This is a genomic window from Streptomyces sp. NPDC017676 (assembly GCF_044329325.1).
GTDB lineage: Bacteria > Actinomycetota > Actinomycetes > Streptomycetales > Streptomycetaceae > Streptomyces.
This window is the reverse complement of sequence record NZ_JBIRJA010000004.1, coordinates 214698-234565: the sequence shown is the minus strand read 5'-3', so window position 1 is coordinate 234565 and position 19868 is coordinate 214698. Positions and strand designations below refer to the sequence as shown.

General features: G+C 72.9%; 18 protein-coding genes. 6 read left to right on the top strand and 12 right to left on the bottom strand.

What is annotated here, in order from left to right; all coding sequences use genetic code 11:
* Nucleotides 1-341: 341 nt before the first annotated feature.
* Together ACH4LD_RS11120 and ACH4LD_RS11115 are read left to right on the top strand one after the other, a co-directional pair.
* Complete coding sequence (locus tag ACH4LD_RS11120) at nt 342-821, top strand: universal stress protein (RefSeq protein ID WP_398053933.1); 480 nt, start codon at nt 342-344, stop codon at nt 819-821.
* A gap of 366 nt (nt 822-1187) precedes the next feature.
* Nucleotides 1188-2609 carry an amino acid permease gene (locus ACH4LD_RS11115; protein WP_398053932.1) on the top strand — a complete coding sequence of 474 codons (1422 nt, stop codon included), beginning with the start codon at nt 1188-1190 and terminating at the stop codon, nt 2607-2609.
* Here the strand turns inward: ACH4LD_RS11115 and ACH4LD_RS11110 are convergent, their stop codons facing one another.
* Complete coding sequence (locus ACH4LD_RS11110; protein WP_398053931.1) at nt 2610-3758, bottom strand: CapA family protein; 1149 nt, start codon at nt 3756-3758, stop codon at nt 2610-2612.
* A gap of 216 nt (nt 3759-3974) precedes the next feature.
* Here ACH4LD_RS11110 and ACH4LD_RS11105 point away from each other — a divergent pair, with 216 nt between their 5' ends.
* The 3 genes from ACH4LD_RS11105 (at nt 3975) to ACH4LD_RS11095 (ending at nt 5994) form a co-directional block, all read left to right on the top strand.
* Nucleotides 3975-4523, top strand: a complete 549-nt coding sequence (locus ACH4LD_RS11105; protein ID WP_132788936.1) for a sigma-70 family RNA polymerase sigma factor — start codon at nt 3975-3977, stop codon at nt 4521-4523.
* Nucleotides 4524-4673: 150 nt separating this feature from the next.
* Complete coding sequence (locus tag ACH4LD_RS11100; protein ID WP_398053930.1) at nt 4674-5189, top strand: hypothetical protein; 516 nt, start codon at nt 4674-4676, stop codon at nt 5187-5189.
* Between the two features lie 151 nt (nt 5190-5340).
* Nucleotides 5341-5994, top strand: a complete 654-nt coding sequence (locus ACH4LD_RS11095; protein WP_398053929.1) for a zf-HC2 domain-containing protein — start codon at nt 5341-5343, stop codon at nt 5992-5994.
* A gap of 141 nt (nt 5995-6135) precedes the next feature.
* On the opposite strand, the gene ACH4LD_RS11090 is transcribed toward ACH4LD_RS11095, so the two are convergent.
* The 3 genes from ACH4LD_RS11090 to ACH4LD_RS11080 all read right to left on the bottom strand — a co-directional run bounded on the left by ACH4LD_RS11090 (nt 6136) and on the right by ACH4LD_RS11080 (nt 10348).
* A complete protein-coding gene (locus tag ACH4LD_RS11090; RefSeq protein ID WP_398053928.1) occupies nt 6136-6999 on the bottom strand; it encodes an Fpg/Nei family DNA glycosylase in 864 nt (287 codons plus the stop codon).
* Nucleotides 7000-7057: 58 nt separating this feature from the next.
* Entirely contained in the window at nt 7058-9124 is a 2067-nt protein-coding gene (locus tag ACH4LD_RS11085) for a SpoIIE family protein phosphatase (RefSeq protein ID WP_398053927.1), read from the bottom strand.
* 72 nt (nt 9125-9196) lie between these two features.
* Complete coding sequence (locus ACH4LD_RS11080) at nt 9197-10348, bottom strand: DUF6777 domain-containing protein (RefSeq protein WP_398053926.1); 1152 nt, start codon at nt 10346-10348, stop codon at nt 9197-9199.
* A gap of 127 nt (nt 10349-10475) precedes the next feature.
* Here ACH4LD_RS11080 and ACH4LD_RS11075 point away from each other — a divergent pair, with 127 nt between their 5' ends.
* Nucleotides 10476-11903, top strand: coding sequence for a lipase maturation factor family protein (locus ACH4LD_RS11075; RefSeq protein WP_398053925.1), 1428 nt, complete (start codon nt 10476-10478; stop codon nt 11901-11903).
* On the opposite strand, the gene ACH4LD_RS11070 is transcribed toward ACH4LD_RS11075, so the two are convergent.
* From ACH4LD_RS11070 to ACH4LD_RS11035, 8 genes are read right to left on the bottom strand one after another with little or no spacing between them, the layout of a single operon-like run.
* A complete protein-coding gene (locus ACH4LD_RS11070) occupies nt 11891-12730 on the bottom strand; it encodes an amidohydrolase family protein (RefSeq protein WP_398053924.1) in 840 nt (279 codons plus the stop codon). The genes ACH4LD_RS11075 and ACH4LD_RS11070 overlap by 13 nt on opposite strands.
* Complete coding sequence (locus ACH4LD_RS11065; protein WP_132788943.1) at nt 12727-13041, bottom strand: L-rhamnose mutarotase; 315 nt, start codon at nt 13039-13041, stop codon at nt 12727-12729. The genes ACH4LD_RS11070 and ACH4LD_RS11065 overlap by 4 nt, the downstream gene beginning before the upstream one ends.
* Nucleotides 13038-14006: an aldo/keto reductase gene (locus ACH4LD_RS11060; protein ID WP_398053923.1), complete on the bottom strand. Its 969-nt coding sequence runs from the start codon at nt 14004-14006 to the stop codon at nt 13038-13040. Before ACH4LD_RS11060 ends, ACH4LD_RS11065 begins: the two co-directional genes overlap by 4 nt.
* The gene (locus ACH4LD_RS11055; RefSeq protein WP_398053922.1) at nt 14003-14776 is read right to left on the bottom strand and encodes an SDR family NAD(P)-dependent oxidoreductase; all 774 of its coding nucleotides are present in this window, start codon (nt 14774-14776) and stop codon (nt 14003-14005) included. Before ACH4LD_RS11055 ends, ACH4LD_RS11060 begins: the two co-directional genes overlap by 4 nt.
* Entirely contained in the window at nt 14773-16113 is a 1341-nt protein-coding gene (locus ACH4LD_RS11050; protein WP_398053921.1) for an L-fuconate dehydratase, read from the bottom strand. Before ACH4LD_RS11050 ends, ACH4LD_RS11055 begins: the two co-directional genes overlap by 4 nt.
* A gap of 35 nt (nt 16114-16148) precedes the next feature.
* Entirely contained in the window at nt 16149-17174 is a 1026-nt protein-coding gene (locus tag ACH4LD_RS11045; protein ID WP_132788947.1) for an ABC transporter permease, read from the bottom strand.
* Nucleotides 17167-18705 carry a sugar ABC transporter ATP-binding protein gene (locus tag ACH4LD_RS11040; protein WP_398053920.1) on the bottom strand — a complete coding sequence of 513 codons (1539 nt, stop codon included), beginning with the start codon at nt 18703-18705 and terminating at the stop codon, nt 17167-17169. The genes ACH4LD_RS11045 and ACH4LD_RS11040 overlap by 8 nt, the downstream gene beginning before the upstream one ends.
* Nucleotides 18702-19766: a sugar ABC transporter substrate-binding protein gene (locus tag ACH4LD_RS11035; protein WP_398053919.1), complete on the bottom strand. Its 1065-nt coding sequence runs from the start codon at nt 19764-19766 to the stop codon at nt 18702-18704. Before ACH4LD_RS11035 ends, ACH4LD_RS11040 begins: the two co-directional genes overlap by 4 nt.
* Between the last annotated feature and the right edge of the window lie 102 nt (nt 19767-19868).

Sequence of the window (19868 nt, the reverse complement as noted above, 5' to 3'; positions counted from 1 at the left end):
CCGTCTCCCGCCGCGGCGCCGTATGGCGGCCCCCCGCCGTGCTGCCGGGCGGGCTCGCCGTGGCGGCCCTGCTCGGCCGGGGACCGGCGCAGCGGGCTGGTGATCGGGAGCGGGGCGCACAGCAGGCCGAGGGTGGCGAAGGGGGTCTGGAAGGCCTCCGGGCCCCGACCGAGGCGTCCGCCGGCGGGCGGGCGTGCGGCGCCGTGGCGGCCCTCCGTGCGGCGGCTCCGCGGCGGCGGTCATGACTCCGACCCCGGAAAGGGCCCCCGTGCCCCGCCCGCACGGCGGCCCCTCGTGAACCGCCGTTCACCAGGAACGGTCGATTCCGATAGCCTCTTGCCGTGACGGAACAGCATCACGAGCAGCACTCGCATGCGCACCGGTTCGAACGGGGCACGGACGGACCGAAGGTCATCCTGGTCGGCGTGGACGGCTCCGACTCCTCGATGCGTGCCGCGGCGTACGCGGCGGGTCTGGCCCGGCGCCAGCGCGCGCTGCTCGCGGTGGTGTACGTGCAGCCGGTGCTCGCGGCCGGGGCGGCGCTCGGGGCGCCGGTGGCGGAGACCACCGACGAGATCGCCGAGGACCTGGTCGCGCAGATCCGCGACGCGGCCGAGCGGCTCAAGGGGACGTTCGAGATGCGCTGGGAGTTCCACACCTTCCGCGGGGACCCGTACAACGGGCTGGTGAAGGCGGCGGACGAGCTGAAGGCGGACGCGGTGGTGGTGGGCGCCTCGGAACAGGCCGGCCACCGGATCATCGGCTCGGTGGCGGTCCGCCTGGTGAAGGCCGGCCGCTGGCCGGTCACGGTCGTGCCGTAGGGCGGCGCCGCGGGGACGCCTCGGCGGAGGTGAGACCGGCGCACGGACCACCGAGGGGCACGGCGGGCCGCACAGGGCGCCCGCGCCTGCCGCGGCTCCCGGCCGGCCTGACCGGTAGGGGCGGGGTCCTCGGGGCCCCGATCGCCGGCGCGGGGCGGTCCGACCTCCCGTCCCCATCGTCGCGCGTCTTGATCCACCCCGGCGACGGGGCGGCACCCGTACCGTCGCCGGCCACTGGCCCGTCGTGCTCGCCGGACGTCGGGTCCGGGCTCCGCGTGGGCCGTGCGTGGCGTCTTCCCTGGGGGTCTTCACTGGGCCATCATGATCGGCCGTCAGCCGTTTGCCGTCGGCGAAGAGGTGAGGCCCATGGACAGGCTCCGCGCGGGTGAGGGGATTCTCCGCCGCAAACCCATCGAGCACATCGAGGAGACGGAGGTCGGCGAGGGCACCCGGCTGGACAAGTCACTGGGGCTCTGGCAGCTGACCGCGATCGGTGTGGGCGGCATCATCGGCGCGGGCATCTTCACGCTGGCCGGAACGGTGGCGAACGGCACGGCCGGGCCCGCGGTGCTGGTGTCCTTCCTGATCGCCGGTGTCGCGAGCGCCTGCGCGGCGCTGTCGTACGCCGAGTTCGCCGGACTGATCCCGAAGGCGGGGTCGGCGTACACCTACGGCTACGCGGTGCTCGGTGAGTTCGCGGGCTGGTTCATCGGCTGGGACCTGCTGCTGGAGTACACCGCGATCGTGGCCGTGGTGGCCATCGGCATCTCCGGCTACTTCAGCTTCCTGGTGGAGCAGATGGGCGCCGACCTGCCGCGGTGGATGCTGGGCGCGCCCGGCACCGGGTCCGGGCACCGGGTCGACCTGTTCGCGGCCCTGCTCTGCCTGCTGATCGCCTGGCTGCTGAACCAGGGCATCCGCAGCGCGGCCCGCTTCGAGACGTTCGTGGTCGCGCTGAAGGTGCTGGTGGTGCTGCTGGTGATCGGGGTGGGCTTCTTCCACATCGACACGCGCAACTACCACCCGTTCTTCCCGTTCGGCATCAGCGGGGCGTTCACCGGCGCCGCGACGGTGTTCTTCGCCGTGTTCGGCTACGACGCGATGTCGACGGCGGCCGAGGAGTCGAGGGACGCCCAGCGGCACATGCCGAAGGCGATCATCTACTCGCTGGTGATCTCCATGGTGCTGTACGTGGCGGCCTGCCTGGTGCTGACGGGCATGCAGAACTACAAGCACATCGACCCGGAGAGCGGCTTCTCCACGGCGTTCAAGTCGGTGGGGCTGGGCGCGCTGGCGGACGTGATCGCGGTCGGCGCGATCATCGGCATCCTCACCGTGATGTTCACGTTCATGCTGGGCGTGACCCGGGTGTGGTTCTCGATGTCCCGGGACGGACTGCTGCCCCGGTGGTTCGCGAAGACGCACCCGACGCGGCACGTGCCGACCCGGGTAACCTGGATCGTGGGGCTGGCCTCGGCCGTCATCGCCGGGTTCGTACCGATCGGCGAGGCGGCCGAGCTGACCAACATCGGCATCCTGCTCGCGTTCGTGGTGGTGTGCACGGCGGTGATCGTACTGCGCTACCGGCAGCCGGAGCTGCCGCGCACCTTCCGGACGCCGGGGATGCCCGTCGTGCCCGCGCTGGGGGTCGTCTTCTCGATCTGGCTGATCACGTTCCTGCAGTGGCAGACCTGGGTGCGGTTCGCGGTGTGGTTCGTGATCGGCTGCGGTGTCTACTTCGGCTACTCCTACCGCCGCTCGGTGCTGGCGGAGCGGCCGGCGCCGTAGTCACTCCGCCATGACCAGCCCGTCCTGCGCGGCGCCCCGGCTGAGCACCACGTCCCTGATCCGGTTGCGCACCCCCTCCAGCTCGGCGCCCTCGGCGATGGCCTTGTTGAGGTCGACGACCCGGCCGGCGTCGAGGTCGTAGAGCTGGGGGACGAACTCGGCCTTGGTGACCCGCCAGGCCTCTCCCGGCCGGGCGGGCGGGGCGAAGGTGAAGCGGCCGAGGGTGGACTCGTTGCCGCGCGGGTCCTGGGCGCCCTCGCCGTTGTACATCTCGCCGGCGATCTGGTCGCCCATCCCGTAGATCACCCAGGTGCCGTTGACCTTCTCGTACGCCTGCGGGACGTGGGCGTGGGTGCCGAGGATCAGGTCGATGTCCGGGCGGCCGGCCGTGGCCGGGGAGGTGAGCCGCTGGGCGAGGGTGAGCTGCTGCCGGTCGGGCTCGTCCTGCCATTCGGTGCCCCAGTGCACGGAGAGCACGACCACGTCCGCGCCGGCCCGGCGGGCCGCTCGGGCGTCGGCGATCATCCGGTCGGCGTCGATCGTGTTCACCGCCCAGGGCTGTCCGGGCGGCAGCGCGTTGCCGTTGGTGCCGAAGGTGTACGACAGGTGGGCGACCTTGGCCGAGCCGGCCCGCAGGAGCGTGACCGAGCGGGCCTCGGCCTCGTTGCGGGCGGTCCCGGCGTGCCGGAGGCCGACCCGGTCCATGGCGTCGAGGGTGCGCCGGATGCCGGTGGCGCCGTCGTCCAGGGCGTGGTTGGAGGCGGTGGAGCAGCTGTCGTAGCCGGTGGCGGCGAGGGCCTGGGCGATCTGCGGCGGGGACTTGAAGTCGGGGTAGCCGGCGTAGTCGCCGTCGGCGCCGTAGACGGTCTCCATGTGACACAGCGCCAGATCGGCCTGAGAGACCACTGGTCGGATGCCGGCGAGCATCGGGCGGAAGTCGTGGCCGCTGCCGCCGGCGTCGAAGGAGGCGCGCTCGATGACGGAGGTGTGCGGCAGCACGTCCCCGGAGGCGACGAGGGTGAAGCCGTCCGCGGCGGCGGGCGCGGAGTGTCCTTCCGCGCCGGACTCCCGGTTCTGGTTCTGGCAGGCGGCTCCGGCCGCGAGGACGGCGGTCAGGGCCAGGGCCACCTGCTGTCTGCGTCCGATCATCAACTCACCCCAAGATTGTCGTATATACAGATGAAGCCGTCTCGGGCATATGGGTATGAATCTGATGAGTCGGATAAACGGCACGAGAGCTGTCCTTAGCCCGTCCGGGGACCTGGCGTACCGCTCGTCCGACCGTTCGCCGACGCGTTCGACCGTCCGTCGCACAACCGGGTCCGCCCCCTGTCCGCCGGCCGCGCCCTGCGCTGCCATACGGCCATGACGGCCGGAACCTCACTCACCCCCGGGACGACGACCGCCGAGCACGAGCTGGCCGCGCTCCAGCGCGAGCACGGCGGACCCCTGTTCGCCCTGCTGTTCAGGCTCTGCGACGGAGACCGGCAGCGCGCCGAGGACCTCGTCCAGGAGACCCTGGTGCGCGCCTGGCAGCATCCGGAGGCGCTGCACGCCGACGGTTACGACTCCGTACGGCCCTGGCTGCTCACCGTGGCCCGGCGGCTGGCGATCGACGCCCGGCGGGCCCGGCAGGCGCGGCCGCCCGAGATCGGCGACGAGGTCCCCGAGAACGCGCGGGTGACCGCTGACCACGCCGAACGGGCCGCCGCGAGGCTCGACGTCCGGGAGGCTGTGAAGACACTCACGCCGGAACACCGTGACGTACTGGTACTCGTGTATTTCCGCGGGGCCAGTGTGGCGGAAGCGGCGCAGACCCTGGGGATTCCACCCGGTACCGTGAAATCCCGCGCGTATTACGCGTTGCGCGCCCTGCGCCGGGGCCTTCCGGGGTACGCGACCGACCTGCGGTGAAACCGGGAGCCGGGTCAAACCTCGGTAAAGCGCCTTGCTGCGGCCCCCGTTCGGGCATGGGCTGTCCTCATCCGCGTTCCGGCGGGCACCGGGGCCGCGGTCCCGGCGGGGGTCGGGCGACGCGCACGCACCGGAGGAAGGCAGGAAGGGATGCTGCACAGAGGGCACGAGAGCACGGACGGCGCCGACGGCGGTGAACTGGCCGTTCCGATGGCCTGGTTGTACGCCGAGTACATCGCCGACGAGCTGCTGCGCACCGGCGATCTGATGCCACCGACGTCGTTCGAGTTCCGGGCCGGCCGGGACGCGCTGGCGCTGACCGTCTTCCTGTCCGACACCGACGGGGAGCTGTCCGGCATCCGGGTGATCTCCCAGCTGGAGAACTGGCTGTCCCTGACCGCCTACGACCAGCCGTGGCAGGACTGGGTACGGGAGCGCCTGGCCGAGCTGACCGAACGGGCGGACGGCTCCGGGACGCCCAGCCCCGACCTGGCGCTGGCGGCGGACGCCTGGCGCTGGCTGGAGGAGACCGAGCTGCTCGCGCCCGACCTGGACGCGGTCCCGGGCGGGGGCGCGGTGTCCGGGGAGGACGACGGGCCGAAGGTGTGGACCCCCGCCTGGCGGCTCGGGCTGCCCCTCGGGCACCTCGCGATCCACCTCTTCTGAACCTTCCGGAATTCACACCAATCCGCGGGCCGGACCGCTCCGAATCTCTTGTCCGTGATTTCGTGCGCGGCTTGAGTGATTCGGCGGTCGCCTGCGTACGGGTGGGAGCAACGAGTAACCCTTCCCCCACCCTTCGGCACGAGGATTCGGCATGAGGTCCCTGGAAAGGCATCGCGACGTCGGCGCGTACGCGCTCGGCGTGCTGGACGAGGCGGAGGCCTTCCGCTTCGAGGACCACCTCATGGAGTGCCCTCAGTGCGCGGCACACGTGACCGAATTCGGAGCCACGACCCGGCAGTTGATGTTGTACCGCCGGGCCACGCCGCGCTTCGTGCACCCCATGGCACAGCCCGGCCCCCGGCTGCTGGACCGGCTGTTCGGCGAGCTGGCGCGCCTGCGGCGGACGCGGCGCCGCCGGATGCTGTACGGCCTGGCCGCCTCCGTGGTGCTGGCCGTGGCCGGCCCCGGGATCGTGGCGTTCGCCGGCCACACGGACCCGGCCGCACAGGTGGCCGCGGCGACCGATCCGGACACCGGGGTGTGGGCGCGGGTCACCTCCGCGGAGGAGGGCTTCGGCAGCGATCTGCGGCTGGAGGTCAAGGACGGCTCCGGAGCGCACACCTGCCGGCTGGTCGCGGTCGGCCGCGACGGCACGGAACAGGTCGTCGCCGGCTGGACCAACGCGGGCGACGGCAGCCGGCCCACCACCGCCATGGGCGCCGCCGCGATGTCTCCGGACCAGATCGCCCGGTTCGAGATCCGTACGACGGACGGGAAACGGCTGGTCACGGTGCAGGCACGGTGACCGCACCGGGACCCCGGCCTGGGCGCCGCCCTCAGCCGGGTGGATCTCGCCCTGGTGCCCGGACCCACCATCGGCGGCCGGGTGTGCCGACGGGGAGCGGTGGTCATCGGCCTCCGCGACGGCCGGCGCCGAGCGTCGGGCTCATTTCAGCAGACGGGACAGCCGGCGGTCGGCCAGGGGCTTGCCGCCCGTCTGGCAGGTGGGGCAGTACTGGAGCGAGGAGTCGCTGAAGGAGACCTCGCGGATGGTGTCGCCGCACACCGGGCAGGGTTCGCCGGTACGGCCGTGCACGCGCAGGCCGCTCTTCTTCTCCGCCTTCAGCCGCCCGGCGGCCACGCCCCGGGAGCGCTCGACCGCCTCGGCGAGCGTGTCGCGCAGCGCCTCGTACAGCCGGTGGGTCTCCTCCGGTGTGAGGGAGGCGGCCAGCTTGAACGGGGACATCTTCGCCGCGTGCAGGATCTCGTCGCTGTAGGCGTTGCCGACGCCCGCGATCAGCGACTGGTCGCGCAGGGCACCCTTGAGCTGCCGCCGTTCGCCCTGGAGCAGGGCGGCGAAGCGGTCCTCGTCGAAGTCGCCGGCGAGCGGGTCCGGGCCGAGGCGGGCGATGCCGGGCACCTCTTCCGGGTCGCGGACGACGTACACGGCGAGGCGTTTCTGGGTGCCGGCCTCGGTCAGGTCGAAGCCCTCGCCGGTCTCCAGCGCCACGCGCAGCGCCAGCGGACCCTTCCCGGGCTTCGGCGGGCCGTCCGGCAGCCGGTCCTTCCACTGGAGCCAGCCCGCGCGGGCCAGGTGGGCCACCAGATGCAGCCCGCCGTCCGTCTCGATGTCCAGGAACTTGCCGTACCGGCGCACGGCCGTCACCCCGGCTCCCTCGACGGCCGTGACCGGAGGGTCGTACGTCTTCAGGACGCTGATGGCGACGGGCAGCACCCGCACCACCCGCCGTCCGACCAGGTGCTCGGTGAGGAAGTCCGTCAGCGCTGCTACCTCGGGCAGTTCGGGCATACGTCCAGAGTGCCACCCGGCACCGACAACGCCCCCGCCGTCACGCCCGGACCGGTGACTACGGCACCCGGAACTCGCACCACACCGCCTTGCCGCCGCCCCGCGCCTCCACGCCCCAGCTGTCGGAGAGCCGTTCCACGAGGACCAGGCCCCGCCCCGAGACCCCGATCTCGCCCGCGTCGCGGCGCCGCGGCAGGGCGCTGGAGCCGTCCTCTACCTCGATGCGCAGCCTGCGGTCGCCGCCCTCCAGGGCCCGCAGCGTGACGATCGCGGAGCCCTCGGTGTGCATCAGGGCATTGGTGATCAGTTCACCGGCGACCAGCTCGATCTCGTCGGCGAGGTCGCCGGCGCCCCAGGCGCGGACCGCGGCCTGGATCAGGTGCCGGGCCTGGGTGAGGGCCTCCGGGTCGCCGGGGGCCACATGCTGCCGGAGCCGGCCGCCGGCCCGTGTGGCCTCGCGGCCGCGGCGGCGCAGCAGGAGCAGGGCCACGTCGTCGTCGCCGCCCCGCTCCTCGGCGAGCTCGATCAGCCGGTCGGCGAGGTCGCGCACCTCCCGGGGGCCGTCGCAGACGAGGGCCACCAGGCCGCTCATGCCGTCGTCCAGGTCGGCGCCGGGCTGTTCGACCAGCCCGTCGGTGTACAGCAGCAGGGTGTGGCCGGGGTCGAGTTCGAGGGTGGTGACGGGGTACTCCAGCCGCCCGAACTCGGCGGACAGGCCGAGCGGCAGCCCGCCCTCGACGCCGACCCGGGCGCACCTGCCGTCACCGCTGCGCACCAGCGGGTCGATGTGCCCGGCCCGGACCACCTGGACGACTCCGGTGGACAGGTCCGCCTCGGCGTACAGGCAGGTGGCGAAGCGGTCGGTGTCGAGTTCGTACAGGAAGACGGAGGCACGCGCCATCACGGTGGCCGGGGGGTGGCCCTCGGCGGCGTAGGCGCGCAGCACGATGCGCAGCTGGCCCATGACGGCCGCCGCGTGCGTGTCGTGGCCCTGGACGTCCCCGATGACCGCGCCGACCCGGCCTCCGGGCAGCGGGATCAGGTCGTACCAGTCGCCGCCGATGTCCCGGCCCAGTGCCGCGGAGCGGTAGCGGACCGCGACGTCGGCGCCGGGGACGCTGGGGATGGTGCGGGGCAGCATGGCCTGCTGGAGGCCCTGGGCGAGGTCCTTCTCCTGTTCGTAGAGCATGGCCCGCATGAGGCTCTGGGCGATGCTGCTGCCCAGCGCGACGAGGACGGCGCGCTCCTCGGCGGAGAAGCCGCGCCGGTCGTCGTAGAGCAGGCCCATCGCGCCGATCGGGCGGGCCTGGGCGATCAGGGGCAGGTAGGCGGCCGAGGTGATGTGCAGGTCGGTGAGGTGCGGCCAGAGGATCGGGTAGCCGTCGGCGAACTCCTCGGGCGATTCGATGAACCGGGGGCTGAGCGTGCGGACGACCTCGCTCATCGGGTACGGCTCGTCGATCCGGGTGATCCGGGTCCCGGGGACGGAGGCGCCCACGGGTCCCTCGGCCACCAGCCGGATCCGGCCCGCCTCCACCAGCCCCATCACCAGGCTGGCCGCCCCGAGGTGCCGGATGCCGTGCGCGTCCTTGAGGACGTCGATGACGTCCTGGACGCTGCGGGCGTGGGCGAGCGCGGCGGAGATGACCTGGACGACGCTGGTCTGCTGCCGGAACGCCTCGTCCTGGGCGGCCCGGAGGCTGCGGGCCGCGCTGTCGGCGAGTTCCTCGGTGGCGTCGCGGACGATGCCGACGACCCGGCGCGGGCGGCCGGTGCCGTCGCGCCGGATGTAGCCCTGGGTGTGCGTCCAGCGCATGGTGCCGTCACGGCAGCGGATGCGGAAGTAGGCGCCGTAGTTCTCGCTGCCGTCCTTGATCGCGCGGGCGACCGCCGCGTCGAGCCGGGCGGCCTCCGGCGGCGGCACCCGGACGGCCAGGGTCTCCGGGCGCCCGTCGTACTCCTCGGGCAGCAGGTCGAACACCTCGAAGGCCTGGGCGTCCATGTGGAACAGACCGGCGTCCAGGTCCCAGTCGAAGCTGCCCATGCGGTTGAGCGCGAGGATCGGGTCCGGGTGTGCGGGCCAGTCCTCCGGGAGTGACAGGGCGCTCGCTCCCCGATCGGCCATGGGGCCACCTTGCCAGGAACCGGCCGATTCTTCGACTTGATCGGCGACCTGGGGGCGAGTGGGGGGCCGCGCTCAGCCCTGATCGGCGGCGCCCTGATCGGAGACGTCCGGATCGGAGACACCCGGGTCCGTGGGGGCCACGGAGAGGTCGAGGGAGAGATCGCGGGCCGGATCGAGAACGGGGTCCGGGTCGGGGGCGTCCTCGGCCGGTGGCGGCTCCTGCGCCGTCGTCCCGGTGTTCCGGTCCGCGAGCCCGCTGGCACCGGCCGGGCGATCGCCAGGGCCGTCCGGCGTCGCGGAGCCGGACGGGGACGACGGCGTACTCGCCGGGGACCGCTGCGTACCGGACGGGGATTCCGACGCGGCCGGGCCGCTCTCGCGCGGGCTCGGCCGCCCGGTGACCGACGGCCCGGCGTCCGCCGGACCGGACGGGACCGGGCTGGCGGCGGCCCGCGCGGGCGGGGGCACGATCCTGTCCCGGCGGACATCGGGGCCGACCCGGCGCTCGATCCAGGTACGGGTCGCGGCGTCCATGATCGTGATGCTGGTGACGGCCCGGGGCGCCGGGGCCACCACGATCACCTGGTCCGGCTCGTATCCGGCCCAGGGGGTGCCGCGGGCCCCGGCACCGCCGCGGGTCGGCGCGGGCGGCTTGAGCGGGTTGCCGCAGGCGCAGCGCACCCGGGGCACGCCCCGGTCGTCGACGAGGACGGCGGTGCCGGCCTGGAGCACGGCCTGGTAGCGGGCCGCCTGACCGTCGCGGTAGGCGTGGTTGGTGACGCGGGTGTCGCCGCCCAGGACGACCGGGGTCAGGCCGCGCAGATAGCCGGGGAGCGCCGACCGGGTGACGCCGGCCGCCTGGGCGAAGGCGTCGGCCTTGGCCCCGTCCGCCAGCAGACGGCCGATGTGCCGCTCGACGTCACAGGCGGCGACGTGCGGGGTGCCCCGGTACAGGCCGGGGGTGGCGCCGGACACGGTACGGGCCGCGCGCAGGGGTGCCTCGACCTCGCCGGGCTGGACCTTGGCGGTGCCCCGGGGGGACTCCGGCCGGGTGGTGGTGTCCGTGGAGTCGGTGAAGGGGTCGGGGCCCCGCTCGGTGGCGGCCTCCAGGACGACCAGTTCGCCCGCCTTGGTCTGCTTGACACCGGCGCCCGCACAGCCCGCGGCGAGGAGGGCCACCGAGAGCGCCCAGGCCGCGACGATGGATCGGGTGGGTATCCGCACCGCACACTCCGCATCACTGTGGGTGATTACGCCCTATTGTTGGCATTGCTCAGGTTTGGCTGGCAACTCGGGGAACGCCGTGACGACAGCGGCGCCGGGTTCGCCGCACAGGAGGGCGCGCACAGCCGTGGAGTGGTTCACCGCACCCGACTACTGGCTGAGCCGGCTGGTCTTCCAGCGGGCCCTGGCCACCGTGTACCTGGTCGCGTTCCTGACGGCGGCCCTGCAGTTCCGGGCGCTGCTGGGCGAGCGCGGGATGCTGCCGATCCCCCGCCACCTGGACCGGGTGCGGTTCCGGCACGCCCCCAGCCTGTTCCACCTGCACTACTCCGACCGCTTCTTCGCGGCCTGCGCCTGGACGGGCTGCGCGGTGTCGGCGGCCCTGCTGGCCGGGGCGGACTCGCTGCTGCCGCTGTGGGCCGGGATCCTGCTGTGGCTGGTGCCGTGGGCGCTGTACCTGTCGATCGTCAACGTGGGCCAGACGTGGTACGCGTTCGGCTGGGAGTCGCTGCTGCTGGAGACGGGGTTCCTCGCCGCGTTCCTCGGCAACGGCGAGGTGGCGCCGCCGGTCGTCGTGCTGTTCCTGCTGCGCTGGATCCTGTTCCGGGTGGAGTTCGGCGCCGGGCTGATCAAGATGCGGGGCGACGCCTGCTGGCGGCGGCTGACCTGTCTGGACTACCACCACGAGACCCAGCCGATGCCGGGCCCGCTGAGCTGGTTCTTCCACCGTCTGCCGAAGCCGCTGCACCGGGTGGAGGTGGCCGCCAACCACGTCACCCAGCTCGTCGTGCCGGTCCTGCTGTTCACTCCGCAGCCGATCGCCTCGGCCGCCGCCGCGCTGATGATCGTCACCCAGCTGTGGCTGGTGCTCTCCGGCAACTTCTCCTGGCTGAACTGGATCACCATCGTGCTGGCGCTGTCCGCGCTGCGACTGCCGACGACCGCGCCGTCGGTGCCGTCGGCGCCGCTGTGGTACGAGGTGCTGGTGCTCGCGGTCGGCGCGCTGCTGCTCCTCCTGAGCCACCGCCCGGTGGTGAACATGGTCTCCCGCCGCCAGGTGATGAACCGCTCCTTCGACCCGCTGCACCTGGTGAACACCTACGGCGCGTTCGGCAGCGTCAGCCGGGTCCGCTACGAGGTCGTGGTCGAGGGCACGCTGGACGACACCCCGCACCCGGACTCGGACTCGGACTGGCGGGAGTACGCCTTCAGGGGCAAGCCCGGCGATCCCCGCCGCTGGCCGCGCCAGTTCGCCCCCTACCATCTGCGCCTGGACTGGCTGATGTGGTTCGCGGCGCTGTCGCCGGCCTATGCCGGGGAGTGGTTCGGCGGCCTGGTGGAACGCCTGCTGGAGAACGACCGGGACACGCTGCGGCTGCTGCGCCGCTCCCCGTTCCCGCCGGACACCCCGCCGCGCTACGTCCGGGCCCGGCTGTTCCGGTACCGGTACACGACCTGGGAGGAACTGCGGGAGACGGGGGCGTGCTGGGAGCGGACGTTCGTGCGGGAGTACCTGCCGCCGACACGGCTCGCGGGCGCGGTTCAGAGGTCGTAGACGCGGCTCGCGGTGGTCTCGAACAGCGCCGTCCGCTCCGCCTCGCCGAGCCCCGCCGTCACCTCCCGGGTGAGCGCCTGGACGTCGGTGTAGCTCATGACCAGGGTGCACACCGGCCAGTCGGAGCCGGTCATCAGCCGGGCGGGGCCGAAGGCGTCCAGGGCGATGTCGACGTACGGGAGCAGACCGGCCGGGTTCCGGGTGTCCGGGCCGGCCTCGGTGACCAGGCCGGAGAGTTTGGCGACGGTGTTGGGCAGGGCGGCGAGGGCGCGCAGGGCGGCGGCCCAGGACGCGCGGTCCCCGGAGGCGATGGGCGGCTTGCCCAGGTGGTCGAGGACGAAGGTGAGCTGGGGCAGGGCCCGGGCCGCCGCGGCGCAGGCCGGGAGCTGGTGGGGCTGGACCACGAGGTCGTAGACCAGTCCGGCGTCGGCCACGGCGGCAAGGCCGCGCAGGACGTCGGGCCGCAGCAGCCACTCGGGGTCGGGTTCGCCCTGCACCTGGTGCCGGATGCCCTTCAGGTAGGAGCCGCCGGGGAGAGCGCGCAGCCGGGCCAGTTCGCCGGCGATGTCGGGGCGGGTGAGGTCGGTCCAGCCGACGACCCCGGCGATCAGGTCGTGGGCGGCGGCGAGGGCGAGGAACTCGGGGGTCTCCTCGGGCACGGTGATCGTCTGGACGAGGACGGTACGGTCGACGCCGGCGGCGCGTGCCTCGGGTTCCAGGTCGGCGACGGTGAAGTTCCGGCGCAGCGGCTGGAGTTCGGGACCACGGATCCAGTCCTGGTCGCGGACGGTCAGGTCCCAGACGTGGTGGTGGGCGTCGACGCTCATGGCAGCTCCCATACGACGGGCAGGGCGGCGGCCGCGCCCTCGGCGGAGTAGTCGTGCGCCACGTCCAGCAGGTCCGCCATCCGAGTCTGCCAGGCCGTGTTGACCGGGAGCCGTTCCAGCTCGGCGAGCAGACGGGCGTAGTCGGCGCACTCCAGGACGTGGAAGAGGTCGGTCCCCGATCGCCAGATGGTCCAGGAGGTGGCCCCGGCGGCGCGGATGGCGTCGGTGAGGTCCTCGGGGACCGCGCGGTGGGCGGCCTCGTACTCCTCGACCCGGTCCGCGCGGACCTTGGTGTGCAGGGCGACCCTCATGACGGTTCCTCCTCGGGCAGCAGGCCGGTCGCGCGCAGTTCCCGCCAGCAGGCGTCCGGCACCGGCGTCGCGAACTGGTCGGCGCAGTCGTGGACCTCGGCCGCCGAGCGGGCGCCGGCCAGGACGCTCGCCACGGCCGGGTGGGCGGAGCAGAAGGCGAGGGCGGCGGCGCGCAGGGTGGTGCCGTGGCGCTCGGCGACCGCCTTGATCCGCAGCGCCCGGTGCAGCAGCTCCGGGGGCGCCTGCGTGTAGTCGTACGTCGCGTGGTGGGTCGGGTCCGCCAGCAGGCCGGAGTTGAAGGCGCCGCCGATGACCACGGACACGCCGCGCCGTACGGCCTCGGGCAGCAGCTCGGTGGCCGCGCTCTGGTCGAGGAGGGTGTAGCGGCCCGCGCAGAGCACCACGTCGACGTCCGTGTCACGGACGAACCGGGCGAGCATCTCCGCCTGGTTCATGCCGGCCCCGATGGCGCCCACCACGCCCTCCGCGCGGAGCTTCTCCAGCGCCGGGTAGCCCTCGCGGAAGGCCTGTTCGGCGTGGTCGTCGGGGTCGTGGAGGTAGACGACGTCGACCCGGTCGAGGCCGAGGCGTTCCAGGCTCGCCTCCAGGGTGCGGCGGACGCCGTCGGCGGTGAAGTCCCAGACGCGGCGGTGGGCGGCGGGCACGGCGAAGCCGTTGGCCAGGTCGTCGCCGGTGCCGTCGGCCGGCTCCAGGCGCCGGCCGACCTTGGTGGAGACCGTGTACTCGGCGCGGTCGTACTCCCGTAGGGCCGCGCCCAGGCGGCGTTCGGACAGGCCGAGGCCGTAGTGCGGGGCGGTGTCGAAGTAGCGGATGCCGCGCTCCCAGGCCGCTCGCACGGCCGCGTGCGCCTGCTCGTCGCCGACCGGCGTGTAGAGGTTGCCGAGGGCGGCGACGCCGAGGCCCAGGGGGGTGACTTCGACGCCGCCGCGGCCCAGGCGGGTCACCGGTCCGCCGCCGGACGCAGCCGCAGGCCCTGCATGCCGCCGTCGACGGCGAGGGCGGTGCCGGTGGTGGCGCCGGCGAGGGGGCTCGCCAAGTAGGCGATGGCGGCCGCGACCTCGGCGGCGGAGACCAGCCGCCCGGTCGGCTGGCGGGCCTCCAGGGCGGCGCGTTCGGCGGCCGGGTCCTCGGCCGCGTCCAGCAGCCGGCCGATCCACGGGGTGTCCGCCGTACCGGGGTTGACGCAGTTGACGCGGATGCCCTCGCGGACGTGGTCGGCGGCCATGGCGAGGGTCAGGGAGTACACGGCGCCCTTGGTCGCGCTGTACAGGGCGCGCTGCGGCAGGCCGGCGGTGGCCGCGATGGAGCAGGTGTTGACGATCGCCGCGGTGCCCGGACGGGCGGTGGCGGCGCGGCGCAGGTACGGCAGGCAGGCGCGGGCGGTGCGGACCATGCCGAGGACGTTGACGTCGAAGACGTGCCGCCACTCGGCGTCATCGTTGTCCTCGACGGTGCCCTGGGCGCCGACGCCCGCGTTGTTCACCAGGATGTCCAGTCCGCCCAGGGCCTCGGCCGCGTCCTGGACGGCCGTGCGCACCGAGGCGTCGTCGGTGACGTCGGCGCGCAGCCCGAGGAGGGGCTTGTCGACCGCGGACGGGTCCAGGTCGAGGACGGCGACCTGGGCGCCACGGGCGGCGAGGAGGTCGGCGGTGGCCCGGCCGATGCCTGACGCGCCGCCGGTCACCAGGGCCCTCAGTCCCGCGAAGTCGCTCATGCGGCCTGTCCCTTCTGGGTGTCGGGGTCGGCGGCCCAGTAGGTGCCGCCGGGGAAGGTGTACCGCGCGAGGGACTCCGGGCGCAGGGCGGCGGAGAAGCCGGGCGCGGTGGGTGCCGTGTAGTGGCCGTCGCGGATGACGACCGGGGTGACGAAGTGCTCGTGGAGGTGGTCGACGTACTCGATGACCCGGTCCTCGGTGCTGCCGGAGACGGCCAGGTAGTCGAACATCGACAGGTGCTGGACGAGTTCGCACAGGCCGACCCCGCCCGCGTGCGGGCAGACGGGGACGCCGAACTTGGCGGCGAGGAGCAGGATGGCCAGGTTCTCGTTGACCCCGCCGACGCGGGCCGCGTCGATCTGCACGATGTCGAGGGCGCCGGCCTGGAGCATCTGCTTGAACACGATCCGGTTCTGCACGTGTTCGCCGGTGGCGACCTTCACGGGGGCGACCGCGCGGCGGATGGTGGCGTGGCCGAGGACGTCGTCGGGGCTGGTGGGCTCCTCGATCCAGTACGGGCCGAACTCGGCCAGGGCGTTGGTCCAGCGGATCGCCTCGTCCACGTTCCAGCGCTGGTTGGCGTCGATCGCCAGGCGGATCTCCGGTCCGACGACGGCGCGGGCCACCCGGCAGCGGCGGATGTCGTCGTCGAGGTCGGCGCCGACCTTCAGCTTGATCTGCCGGAAGCCGTCGGCGACGGCCCGGGCGGCGAGCCGGCCGAGCTTGTCGTCGTCGTAGCCGAGCCAGCCCGGGGAGGTGGTGTAGGCGGGGAAGCCGCGCTCCAGGAGCCGGGCCCTGCGCTCCCCGGCCCCCGCTCGACCGCGCCTGAGCAGGTCGAGGGCCTCTTCGGGGGTGAGCGCGTCGGTGATGTACCGGAAGTCGATCTGCCGGACCAGCCACTCCGGTTCGGCGTCGGCGAGCAGCTGCCACAGGGGCTTGCCGGCCCGCCGGGCGGCGAGGTCCCAGGCGGCGTTGACGACGGCCCCGATCGCCATGTGCATCACGCCCTTCTCGGGGCCGAGCCAGCGCAGCTGGCTGTCGGCGATCAGGTCCCGGAAGAGCGAGCCGGGGTCGGCGCACAGTTCCCCGACGTCGCGGCCCAGCACATGGCCGCGCAGCGCGTCGATCGCAGCGACCTGGACGTCGTTGCCCCGCCCGATGGTGAAGGTGAATCCGTGTCCCTCCAGGCCGTCGGCGGCGTCGGTGCGCAGGACGACGTAGGCCGCCGAGTAGTCGGGGTCCGGGTTCATCGCGTCGGAGCCGTCCAGCTCGCGCGAGGTGGGGAAGCGGATGTCGTGGGTGTCGACCGCGATGACGCGGGCGGGAGCGTCGGACACGGATGCCCTTTCTGCTGGGGGAAGGTGACGGTTCATCAGTCCTGGGCGCGACCCGTCGTCACACGGGCGATCATCAGGGCGACGAGGATGATGCCGCCGTAGATGGCCTGGATCCAGAACGACGGCACCTGGGCGAGGGTCAGCAGGTTCTGCACGACGCCCAGGAGGAGGACGCCGGTGAGGGCGCCGAACATGGTGCCCTTGCCGCCGTCCAGGCTGATGCCGCCGATCACCGCCGCCGCGAACACGGTGAAGATCATGTTCTGGCCCTGGTTGGCGCTGATGGCGCCGACGTAACCGGTCTGCATGATGCCGCCGACGGAGGCGAGGACACCGGCGACGACGAACACCCCGAGCATCACGCGCTCCACGCGGATGCCCGCGGCGCGGGCGGCCTCCGCGTTGCCGCCGATGGCGTACAGGGCGCGGCCGACGCGGTGGTACTTGAGCACGCCCCCGGTGACGGCGAAGGCGACGGCGGCGAGCCACACCGACATCGGGACGTCGAGGAAGGTGGTGGTGGCGAGCGAGGAGAAGCTGTCGGGCATGCCGAACAGGGTCTTGCCCTTGGTGGCGCCGACCAGCAGCCCGCGCAGCACGATGAGCATCGCGAGCGTCACGATGAACGCGTTGAGCTTGAACTTCACGACCAGGACGCCGTTGAAGGCGCCGACGGCCGCGCCCGCGACGAGGATGGCGAGCAGGGCGACCGGTGCCGGGAACCCGGTGCCCCAGCCGGCCTGCGCCGAGGGCAGGACGAGGAGCGCCCCGACGGCGGGCGCGATGCCGACGACCGACTCCAGGGACAGGTCGAACTTGCCGGTGATGAGCACCAGCGACTCGGCGAGCACCACCATGGCGAGGGCGGCCGACGCGCCCAGGATCGAGATCAGGTTCCGCTCGGTGAGGAACGAGTCGTTGACCACCGCGCCCAGCACCATGAGCAGCAACAGGGCCGGTACGAGGGCCAGTTCGCGGGCGCGGCGGAGCAGCACGGCCCGGGCGGCCCGCTGGTCGGGAAGGCGGGGCGAGGTGAGCGGCGGGGCCTTGGTGTCAGCCATGGTCCACTCCTTCGATGGAGGCGATCAGCTCGTGGTCGCGCCAGCCGGCCGGGTGCTCGGCGACGATGCGGCCGTGGAAGAGGACGAGGACGCGGTCGCAGCGCCGCAGATCGTCGAGTTCGTCGGAGACGACGAGCACGGCCGTGCCGTCCTCGCGGGCGCTGTCCATGCGGGCCAGCAGGGACTCCTTGGACTTCACGTCGACGCCCGCCGTCGGGTTGATCAGGACGAGCAGGCGGGGGTCGGAGGCCAGGGCGCGGGCCATGACGACCTTCTGCGCGTTGCCGCCGGACAGGTCGGAGACGGGCTGTCCGGGGCCCTCGGTGTGGATGTCGAGGCGGTCGATCAGCTCGGTGGCGAAGCCGCTTCTGCGGTCGGTGCCGACGAAACCGAAGCGGCCGAGCCGGTCCAGGACGCTCAGGGTGGTGTTGTCGCCGACGGTCATGCCGGGGACCAGGCCCTGCTCGTGCCGGTCGCGGGGCACGCAGCCGACGCCCGCGTCCAGCGCCGCCCGCACGTCGCCGAACGGCAGCGGCTCCCCTTCGAGCAGCGCGGATCCGCCGGCCGGGGTGTGCAGTCCGGCGAGGGTCTCGGCCAGCTCGGTCTTGCCGCTGCCGCTGATCCCGGCGAGTCCCACGACCTCACCGCGGCGGACGGTGAGGTCGATGCCGTCGTACGCGGTGGAGGTCAGGCCGCGTACGTCGAGCACGACCGGGGCGGCGTCGCTCACCGTGCCGCGCGACCGCGCGAGTTCGGCGACCGACTCCCCCGCCATCGCCTCGACCAGGGCGGACCTGGGCAGCTCGGCGACGGGGGCCGTCGTGATCCAGCGGGCGTCCCGCAGCACGGTGACCGTCTGGCAGACCTCGTAGACCTCTTGCAGGTGGTGCGAGATGAACAGGAAGGTGACCCCGGAGTCCTGAAGCGCCCGCATCCGGCTGAACAGGCGCTCGATCTCCCGGTTGTCGAGCTGGGCGGTGGGTTCGTCCAGCACGATGAACCGGGCGCCGAAGCTCAGGGCGCGGGCGATCTCCACCATCTGGCGGTCCTCGACCCTGAGTTCGGCGGTACGGGCCTCCGGGTCGACGTGGACGTCCCAGGTGGCGAGGAGGTCGGCGGCCTCGGTGCGCAGCCGGCGCCAGCTGATCAGCCCGCGTGCCCGCGGCTGCCGGTTGAGGAAGAGGTTCTCCGCGACCGTCAGCTCCGGTACGACGGTGGGCTTCTGGTACACGCAGGCGACCTTGCGGCGCCAGGCGTCCCGGTCGGCGAGCGGGGGCGCGGGTTCGCCGTCGAAACGGACGGTGCCCGCGTCCGGGGCCTGGAGGCCGGTGAGGATGTTCACCAGGGTGGACTTGCCGGCGCCGTTGCGGCCGACGAGGGCGTGGGACTCGCCGGGCAGCACGGTGAGCCGGCCGTCGGCGAGGGCGACCGTGGGACCGTACCGCTTGACGACGTCCTTCGCTTCGACCAGGGGCGTGGTGTCGATGCGCGGTGTGGTCACCGAACTGTGGCTGAGCGGACCCTGGCTCATCGGACCGTGTTGCCCCACAGCTTGGGGTCGTCGACGTTGTCCTTGGTGACCAGTGGGGCGGGCAGCTGGTCCTCCAGGATGCCGCTGGGCAGCTTGACGATCGTGGAGTCGTGGTCGGTCGGGCCGGGCTTGAACTTCTTCCCCTCCATCGCCGCCTTGATGTAGTACAGGCCGTACTTGGCGTAGGCGTCGGCCGGCTGGGACACGGTGGCGTCGATCTGGCCCTTGCGGATCGCCTCGTACTCCTGCGGGATGCCGTCGTTGGAGACGATCGCGATGTGCCCCTTCTGCCCGGCCGCCTTGAGCATGTTCTTCGACTTCAGGGTCTGCAGGGTCGGGGCGAGGTAGACGCCGCCCGCCTGGAGGTAGATGCCCTTGATGTCGGGGTTGGCGTTGAGGAGGGTGTCGAGCTTGGCGGCGGCGGTGTCCGACTCCCACTTGGCGGGGATCTCCAGCACCTTGAGCCGGGGGTACTTCTCCTTCACGCAGGACCGGAACGCCTCGGAGCGGTCGCGGCCGTTGACCGAGGCCAGGTCGCCCATGATCTGCACGACCTTGCCGCTGCTGACATGCTGCCCGAGGTAGTCGCAGGCCTTCTTGCCGTAGGCCACGTTGTCGGCGCGCACCACCATGGCGACCTTGCCCTTGTCGGGCGCCACGTCCACGGCGACGACCGGTACGCCCTTGCGTTCGGCCTGGTCGAGTCCGGCCTGGATCGCGGCGCTGTCCAGCGGGGCGACGACCAGCCCCTTGACGCCCTGGTTGAGTTCGTTGTCGATGTCGGTGATCTGCTGCGAGGGGTCGCTGTTGGAGTTGACCGTCTTCAGCGCCTCGACGCCCTCGGACTTGGCCATCTTGGGCACGTAGTCGTTGTACGACTGCCAGAACGGCGAGGTCAGCAGCGGCAGGATCACGCCGACCTTGCCGGTGCCGCCGCTTCCCGCGCTCGCGGTGTCCTTGGTGCTGCCGCAGGCGGCGAGCACGAGCGAGGCGCCGACGGCCAGGGCCGCCGCGCCGGTGATCCGGGACCTGCTGCGTTTGCTCACTGTGCTGGCGGGCATCTCGCGGCTCCTCGTCGAGGGGGTTCGAGCAGACGACCGCATACTTATCAGACCACTCAGCCGCTGGAACACCCTCGTGCAGCGAAAATTCTGGCTGTCGGC

Excerpts from the sequence above, each read along its gene's own strand:
- ACH4LD_RS11115 (WP_398053932.1), top strand. The coding sequence starts at position 1,188 with ATGGACAGGCTCCGCGCGGGTGAGGGGATTCTCCGCCGCAAACCCATC.
- ACH4LD_RS11110 (WP_398053931.1), bottom strand. The coding sequence starts at position 3,758 with ATGATCGGACGCAGACAGCAGGTGGCCCTGGCCCTGACCGCCGTCCTC.
- ACH4LD_RS11105 (WP_132788936.1), top strand. The coding sequence starts at position 3,975 with ATGACGGCCGGAACCTCACTCACCCCCGGGACGACGACCGCCGAGCAC.
- ACH4LD_RS11100 (WP_398053930.1), top strand. The coding sequence starts at position 4,674 with ATGCTGCACAGAGGGCACGAGAGCACGGACGGCGCCGACGGCGGTGAA.
- ACH4LD_RS11095 (WP_398053929.1), top strand. The coding sequence starts at position 5,341 with ATGAGGTCCCTGGAAAGGCATCGCGACGTCGGCGCGTACGCGCTCGGC.
- ACH4LD_RS11090 (WP_398053928.1), bottom strand. The coding sequence starts at position 6,999 with ATGCCCGAACTGCCCGAGGTAGCAGCGCTGACGGACTTCCTCACCGAG.
- ACH4LD_RS11085 (WP_398053927.1), bottom strand. The coding sequence starts at position 9,124 with ATGGCCGATCGGGGAGCGAGCGCCCTGTCACTCCCGGAGGACTGGCCC.
- ACH4LD_RS11070 (WP_398053924.1), bottom strand. The coding sequence starts at position 12,730 with ATGAGCGTCGACGCCCACCACCACGTCTGGGACCTGACCGTCCGCGAC.
- ACH4LD_RS11065 (WP_132788943.1), bottom strand. The coding sequence starts at position 13,041 with ATGAGGGTCGCCCTGCACACCAAGGTCCGCGCGGACCGGGTCGAGGAG.
- ACH4LD_RS11055 (WP_398053922.1), bottom strand. The coding sequence starts at position 14,776 with ATGAGCGACTTCGCGGGACTGAGGGCCCTGGTGACCGGCGGCGCGTCA.
- ACH4LD_RS11045 (WP_132788947.1), bottom strand. The coding sequence starts at position 17,174 with ATGGCTGACACCAAGGCCCCGCCGCTCACCTCGCCCCGCCTTCCCGAC.
- ACH4LD_RS11040 (WP_398053920.1), bottom strand. The coding sequence starts at position 18,705 with ATGAGCCAGGGTCCGCTCAGCCACAGTTCGGTGACCACACCGCGCATC.
- ACH4LD_RS11035 (WP_398053919.1), bottom strand. The coding sequence starts at position 19,766 with ATGCCCGCCAGCACAGTGAGCAAACGCAGCAGGTCCCGGATCACCGGC.